The 7008-nt window shown below is 65.8% G+C and carries 7 protein-coding genes; 1 reads left to right on the forward strand and 6 read right to left on the reverse strand.

The window, feature by feature from the left end:
* The 4 genes from Q0693_RS07220 to hisS all read right to left on the reverse strand — a co-directional run.
* The coding region (locus Q0693_RS07220) for an HAD family hydrolase (protein WP_298630332.1) at nucleotides 1-726 on the reverse strand (726 nt) is incomplete at its 3' end.
* The gene (locus Q0693_RS07225; RefSeq protein ID WP_243029636.1) at nucleotides 726-1619 is read right to left on the reverse strand and encodes a PhzF family phenazine biosynthesis protein; all 894 of its coding nucleotides are present in this window, start codon (nucleotides 1617-1619) and stop codon (nucleotides 726-728) included. The genes Q0693_RS07225 and Q0693_RS07220, both read right to left, overlap by 1 nt.
* The gene (gene aspS / locus Q0693_RS07230) at nucleotides 1612-3357 is read right to left on the reverse strand and encodes an aspartate--tRNA ligase (RefSeq protein ID WP_298630333.1); all 1746 of its coding nucleotides are present in this window, start codon (nucleotides 3355-3357) and stop codon (nucleotides 1612-1614) included. The genes Q0693_RS07225 and aspS overlap by 8 nt, the downstream gene beginning before the upstream one ends.
* Before the next feature lie 24 nt (nucleotides 3358-3381).
* Nucleotides 3382-4638, reverse strand: a complete 1257-nt coding sequence (hisS, locus tag Q0693_RS07235; protein ID WP_298630336.1) for a histidine--tRNA ligase — start codon at nucleotides 4636-4638, stop codon at nucleotides 3382-3384.
* A gap of 39 nt (nucleotides 4639-4677) precedes the next feature.
* Between hisS and Q0693_RS07240 the strand changes: the two genes are divergently transcribed.
* Nucleotides 4678-5013, forward strand: coding sequence for a hypothetical protein (locus tag Q0693_RS07240; RefSeq protein WP_243029639.1), 336 nt, complete (start codon nucleotides 4678-4680; stop codon nucleotides 5011-5013).
* A gap of 461 nt (nucleotides 5014-5474) precedes the next feature.
* Here Q0693_RS07240 and Q0693_RS07245 read toward each other — a convergent pair whose 3' ends face one another.
* Complete coding sequence (locus Q0693_RS07245) at nucleotides 5475-6485, reverse strand: ABC transporter ATP-binding protein (RefSeq protein ID WP_298630338.1); 1011 nt, start codon at nucleotides 6483-6485, stop codon at nucleotides 5475-5477.
* Nucleotides 6467-7008 (reverse strand): molybdate ABC transporter permease subunit (gene modB, locus Q0693_RS07250; protein WP_298630340.1); only part of this gene is annotated, 542 nt, incomplete at its 5' end. The genes modB and Q0693_RS07245, both read right to left, overlap by 19 nt.

Below are 7008 nucleotides of genomic sequence, written 5' to 3' on the forward strand. Positions count from 1 at the left end.
AGCGTTCCCCATGGCGATGCCCAAGCCCACCCCTCGGATCACCTCCAGGTCGTTCTCCCCGTCCCCCACCATGGCGGACTGGGCCAGGGTAAGGCCGTAGCTTTCCGCCACAAAGCGGGCGGCGGTGAGCTTGCTCACCCCCCGTTTGGTGAGGGAAACGAAGCGCACCCCAGGCATCCGGGGGCTTTCCGCCACGTGGGCCTGCAGCCCTGGGGGGAGGGCATCCAGAAGTGCCCCTAAGGGCGCGTGGGCCTCGGCCAGCACCTGGAGGCGGACCAAAGGGCTTGGAAGTGCCATGAGGTCTGCCGGTTCCGCCTTTAGGCCCAAAAGTTCCTGGTGGGCTTGGAGGAGGGGGTCTTCTCCCTCCAGAAAGAAGCCCCCGTCGGCGGTGTACCCTTCCAGGGGGAGCTGGAGTCTCCGGGCTAGGCGAACGGCTTCCCGGGCGGCCTCTTGGGGCAGGGCCTCCACTAGGAGGGGTTGGGTAGGTGGGGAGTGGGGATCCCGGGAAAGGGCCAGGACCACCGCCCCCGACTCAAACACGTGCAGGCCCGTGGGGTCCAGCCTGCGGGCGTAGGCCAGGGCGTGGCCCCGACCCGGCCGGCCGGTGATGAGGCTAAGCCGCACCCCCTGGTTCCTAAGGGCTTCTGCCGCCGGCCAGACGCAATCCGGGACTCCGTCCCTACCCACCAGGGTGCCGTCCACATCTATGAAGACCAACCCCACCATCAGAGTTCCCCAGCAAAGACCTGGACCGCTTCCCCACCGATCTGGACCCCATAGGGCTGGCCGGTGGGGCTATACTCCACCACCACCTCCACCACCCCGGGGTTACCCAGGCGGTGGCCTTGGTAGATGGTGAGGACCACCCGTCCCTCCCTCCGGGGCACCACCCCAGCCCGGGCCAACAGGGCCCCCAAGGCGGCGTTGGCGGAGCCCGTTACCGGGTCCTCGGGGATGCCCAAGAGGGGGGCGAAGTCCCGGGCGTAGAAGCTCCTCGGCCCCATGGGAGCGTAGGCGTGCACCGTGGCCACTTCTAGCTTGCGGGAGGCCGTTGCCAGGGCCGCCATCTCCGGCTCCAGGGCGTCCACTACCCCGGGGGCGATCAGGGGGACAAAGAGGCTCCAAAGCCCGGTATAGGCAATGCCGTAAGGGAGTCCCCGGTGCAGGTAGCGCTCGTCGGAGCCCAGGGCCTCGAGGACCTCCTTCAAGGCCTGGTAGGGAGGGAGGTCGCGGAACCTGGGGGCAGGGCCCCGCACCAAGGCCTTCTTGGGCTCCCCGGCCTCATAGAGGATCTCCACCGGCAGGGCCTCCGTGGGGGTGTGAAGGTAGAGCCGTTCGGTGCCTTCCGGGGCCAGGCCCAGGCGCACCAGGGTCAGGCCCAGGGCCAAGGCGGCATGGCCGGAGAACTCCACCTCCCCTGTAGGGGTGAAGAAGCGCACGGCAAAAAGGGTGCCTTGTTTTTCCGTGACAAAGGCGGTTTCCGGCTCGCCCAGGCGCCGGGCAAGGCTTTGCATCTCCTCCAGGCCCATCCCCCTGGCATCCAAAACCAGGGCCACCCGGTTCCCGGCTCCCGGGGTGGAAGCGAAGGCGTCCACGATCACGTAGGGAATCCTAGCCATGGGCGATCACCATAAGACCCAGTTCGCGAAGCTGCTCCTCGGACACAGGGCTTGGGGCCCCGGTGAGGGGGTCCTTGCCCTCCTTGTTCTTGGGGAAGGCGATGACCTCGCGGATGGAGGGGCTTGCGGTCATGAGGGCCAGCAGGCGGTCCAGCCCCCAGGCGATGCCCCCGTGGGGTGGGGCCCCGTAGGTGAGGGCCTCGAGGAAGAAGCCAAACTTTTCCCGCTGCTCCTCCTCCCCGATGCCCAGGATGCGGAACATCTTGGCCTGCAGCTGGGGGTCGTGGATGCGGATGGAGCCGCCGCCCACCTCCACCCCGTTCAGCACCAGATCGTAGGCCAGGGCCCGCACCTTCCCGGGGTCGGTGTCCAGAAGGGGTAGGTCTTCAGGATGGGGGCTGGTAAAGGGATGGTGCATGTAGGTGTAGCGGCCTGCTTCCTCGTCCCACTCCAAGAGGGGGAAGTCCACCACCCAGAGGAAGCGGAAGCCTTCCCGGGAGAGGTCCAAGAGCTCCGCCAGCCTAAGCCGCACCTGCCCCATAGCGTTGGCCGCCACCTTGGCGGGCCCCGCCAGGAAGAGGAGGGTTTCCCCCGGGCCGGCTTTCGTGGTCTCCAGGAGATGGTGCTGTACGGGTTCCAAAAACTTGGCGATCCCGCCTGCCAACCCCCCCTCCTCCACCCTGGCAAAGGCCAGTCCCTTGGCCCCGTGGCGCTTGGCCAACTCCTCGAGGTCGGCGATCTCCTTGCGGGAGAGGGCCTTGGGCACCGCCAGGGCCTTTACCCTTTCCGCCTCCCGGAACACCTGAAAGGCGCTTTCCCGGAAGAGGTGCCCCACTTCCTGGAGCTCTAGGCCAAAGCGGGTGTCGGGCTTATCGGAGCCAAAGCGCTCCAGGGCCTCCTGGTAGGCGAGGCGGGGAAAGGGAAGGGGAAGCTCCACCCCCAAGGCTTCGCGGAACACGTGGGCCATGAGCCTTTCGTTAAGCGTTAGGATATCCTCCACCTCCACAAAACTCATCTCCAGGTCCATTTGGGTGAAGTCGGGTTGGCGGTCGGCCCGGAGGTCCTCGTCCCGGAAGCAGCGGGCGATCTGGAAGTAGCGGTCAAAGCCCGCCACCATCAGCATCTGCTTGAAAAGCTGCGGGGATTGGGGCAGGGCATAGAAGAGGCCAGGTTGCTGCCGATAAGGCACCAGGAAGTCCCGGGCCCCTTCCGGGGTGCTCTTGGTGAGGAAGGGGGTTTCCACCTGGATGAAGCCTTCCCGGTCCAGGAAGTCCCAGATGGCCTTGATGACCCGGTGGCGTAGGCGCAGGTTTTCCTGCATCCTCTTCCTGCGGAGGTCCAGGTAGCGGTATTTTAGGCGGAGTTCCTCCGAGACCTCCTTTTCCTCCTCGCCGCGCCAGCCGGCATCTATGGGAAAGGGAGGGGTTTTGGCTTCGGAAAGCACCTCCAAGGAGGAAAGCTCCACCTCCACTTTCCCCGTGGGCAGGCGAGGGTTGGGCTCGGGGCGCAGGCGCACGGTGCCCTTCACCCGGACCACCCACTCCGAGCGGACGCGTTCTGCTTCCTGGTAAGCGGGGCTTTCCGGGTGGGCCACCAGTTGGACCAGCCCTTCGCGGTCGCGGAGGTCCAGGAAGATGAGCCCTCCCAGGTCCCGGCGGCGGTTGATCCACCCCTCGAGGACCACCTCCTCCCCCACGTGTTCTTCCCTTAGGCTTCCGGCGAAGTGGGTGCGGCGCATAATCCCCCAAATCTTAACGGATGCTCAGGCCAGGGCGGAAAGGAGGAAGCCCAGGGCCTCCCTTTGGGGAAGGCGCACCTGTTCCCCAGTGGCCAGGCGCTTCAAGGTGACCTCACCGGTCCTCAGCTCATCCTCTCCCAAGAAGCCCACGAAGGCCGCGTTCCGCTTTAGGGCTTCCTCCACGCCCTTGCCGGGCTTCTTGGGGCTTAGGGCGTACTCCGCCCGGATGCGGGGCCTTAAGGCCTCCGCCAGATAAAAGGCTTCGGCCACCGCTTCCTCCGTCAGGGGGATCAGGTAGACGTCGGGTCCTCCCTCCTCGGGAAGGCCGAACCCCTCCGCCTCGAGGGCCAGGGCCACCCTCTCCACCCCGAAGGCGAAGCCCACCCCGGGTACCCTCGGTCCCCCCAGGAGCTCGGAAAGCCCGTCGTATCTTCCCCCGCCTCCCAAGGCGCTTTGCGCCCCGATCTCCGCATGGTGCACCTCAAAGGCCGTGCGCACGTAATAGTCCAGGCCCCGCACCAGGGCGGGGTCCAGTTCGTAGGGCACGGATAGCCTCTCCAGGTGCCGTTCCACCGCCTTCAGGTGGGCTCGAGCCTCTTCTCCCAGGAAGTCCAGCATGGGCTTGACGCCGAGTTCCTGCAAAAGGGCCTGGTCCTTTTCGCTTTTGGAGTCCAGGATGCGCATGGGGTTAAGCTCCAGGCGCTCTTGGGAGTCGGGGGAAAGCTCTTCCTGGTAAGGGCTGAGCACCTCCCTCAGGTAGGCGTTGTAGCGGGCCCGGTCCTCCGGGTCCCCCACGGAGGAGAGCTTCAGGGTAAGCTGCCTAAGGCCCAGCTCCTTGAGGCTTTCCCAAAGGAGCACCACGGCCTCGGCGTCCAGGATAGGGTTATCCGAGCCCAAAGCCTCGTAGCTCACCTGGTGGAACTGGCGGTAGCGCCCTTTCTGGGGTCTTTCCGCCCGGAACATGGGCCCCGCCATCCAAAGCCTTACCGGCTGGGGCCAGACCTTCATCCCGTGCTCCAGATAGGCCCGCACCATGGCGGCGGTGCCCTCAGGGCGTAGGGTCAGGGAGCGCCCGCCCCGGTCCTGGAAGGTGAACATCTCCTTTCGGACGATGTCGGTGGCGATTCCCACCCCTTTTTCAAAGACCTGGGTTTCTTCAAAGATGGGGGTGATGAGCTCCAAGGCCCCCGCCGCCTCCAAAACCCGGCGGGCGGTGGCCACGATGTGCTGGTGGAGCCTAAGCTCCTTGCCGAAGAGGTCCTTGGCGCCGCGAACCGCCATACCTTTACACTGTACCGCAACCTTTTGTATATTGGGGCCATGGCCGCAAGGGGCTTGGGGCGGATGTTGGCCGTTTTCCTCTACCTCTTCCTCACCCTCACCGCCTCCACCGGGGTGGCCCTGCAGATGTACCTCATGCAGGTGCAAAACCCCGGGCTCAGAACGGACCTCTGCCAGGTCCCGGGTGAGGAGAGGGAGGTGGACCACTCCCTCTTCTGCGGCCTGCAGGTGGCCCCGGGCCTGCCTCCCATAGGGGAGGTGGCGCCTCCCACCCTGGTGGAGGTTTTGCGGTCCCGGGTCATCCCCAAGCCCGGTTACCCTGAGCCCCGGGAAAGGGCTATATCTCCCCGCTCCCCTCCTTTTGCCCAGAGCTAGGGTTTTTGCTGGCGTAAGGCGAAAGGTCTTCTGGGCGAAAGGAGGGTAGACCTTTGCAAGCAGTGGTGTATACGGATAGCTTGCACCTTTACGCTTCCGTGTACGGGGCGTTGCGGAAAGAGGGTTGGAAGGTGGGTTGGAAGGAGGGCCAGGGCCTGGCCCTAGCCGGTTTGGACCAGTTGGAGAAGGGGGAGGTGGTGGTGTGGTCCACCCCTTGGGGGCTTAGGGCCTACGATCCCTTTAACTTTGCCTTTTTGACCCAACGGGATGACCCCAAGTCCTTGGTCCCGGGGTTAAAGGGCCGGAGGGGCTTGCGACTCCTCCCGGGGGAAAAGGAGGTTCTTTTGGCCTTGGGGAGGGGAGTGGAGGCAAAGGGGAAGGCCCTGGCCGAACACCTGGGGTGGCCTCTCCATCGGGCGCGTTTTTTCCTGAAGGGCCTCCATAACAAGTTTGGCTTACCCTTAGGGGACCTCCTCCGCCTGGCCCGGCATCAGGTGCAGGTAGTGGGGCTTCAAGGCCACGCGAAGCCGCTGGCCGGGGTGCAGGCGAAGCCTTTCCTGCACGTGGCGGGGGAGGAGGAGGCTCAAGGCCACGGGTCCTTGGAAGTGCCCACGGTAGGCCAACCCCTCGGGATACAGGCTTGCGAGAACCCCTTCTAGCACGTTCTGGGGCGGGGGCGGCCGATCCTCCCGCACCACGATCACCTCCTCGGCCCGCACCCCCAGCCAGGCCTCTTGCCCTGGGCGGGCCCAGGGGGGAAGGGGTAGGTGGAGGTGGACCGGGCCGAGCCAGACCCCTCCTTCCCCGATGCGCACAGGAAAGAGGTTCTCGTACCCCAGAAGCCGGGCCACTTCCACCTCCTTGGGGGAGGCCAGGACTTCCTCGGGGGGGCCTTCCTGAAGGATCCTCCCCCGCCCCATCACCAGAAGCCAGTCGGCCATGCGGGCCAAGGCGGGGTCGTGGCTTACGGCCAGGGCCGGGATCCCCTCCTGGCGGATGAGGTTCACCAGCTCCCCCAGGATGCGGTCCTTGGTGAGAGGGTCCAGGGCGCTGGTGGGCTCGTCCAGGAGAAGGAGTTCCGGGCTTCTGGCCAAGGCCCGGGCCAGGGCCACCCGTTGCCTCTGGCCACCGGAAAGCTGGTGCGGGCGTTTATGGGCGTGGTCCAGAAGCCCCACCCGTTGTAAAAGGGCAAGGGCCCTCTCCTTGAGGTTTCCGCCCTTTAGGGGAAAGGCCACGTTCTCCCAGGCGGTCATGTGGGGGAAAAGGGCCAGGTCCTGGGGTAGGTAGCCCACGGGCCGCCTTTCCGGAGGAAGCCCCCCATAGGGCCGGCCCTCTGCGGGTACCAGGCCGGCCAGGGCCCTTAGGAGGGTGGTCTTGCCCACGCCGCTTTCCCCCAAGAGGACGGTGAAGCCCTGGATGTGGAAGCGGGCCTCGAGGAGAATGGGCTTTCTTATCAGGTAATGGACTTCCATGCCCGCCCCTCAGCTTCCAAAGAGCGTACGGCCACCAGTATGGTTAGGCTCAGGCCTAGGAGGACCAGGGCGGCTTTGGCTGCATCCGCAAAACGCAGGGCCTGCACCAGGTCGTAGATGTAGATGCTCACCATCTGGGTCTTTCCGGGGATGGAGCCCCCCACCATGAGGACCACCCCGAACTCCCCCAGGGTGTGGGCGAAGGCCAGGAGGGTACCGGAAAGGAGGCCCGGCCAGACCAGGGGCAGGACCACCCGTGTCCAGATCTTGGCCTTGCCCACCCCGAGGGTCCGGGCCACCTCCAGGAGGTTCCGGTCCAGGGATAAGAAGGCCTCCCGATAGGCGGTAAGGGCGAAGGGTAGGCTAAAGAGGACGCTGGCGAAGACCAGGCCTTCAAAGCGGAAGGCCCAGGAGAGGCCCGTGAGCTTGTGCCATGGACCCTCCGGGCTCAGGAAGAGGAGGAGGTAGAAGCCCAGCACCGTGGGGGGCAGGACCAGGGGGAGGAGGAAGATGGCTTCCAGCA

Source organism: uncultured Thermus sp., from assembly GCF_938010445.1.
GTDB classification, from domain to species: domain Bacteria; phylum Deinococcota; class Deinococci; order Deinococcales; family Thermaceae; genus Thermus; species Thermus altitudinis.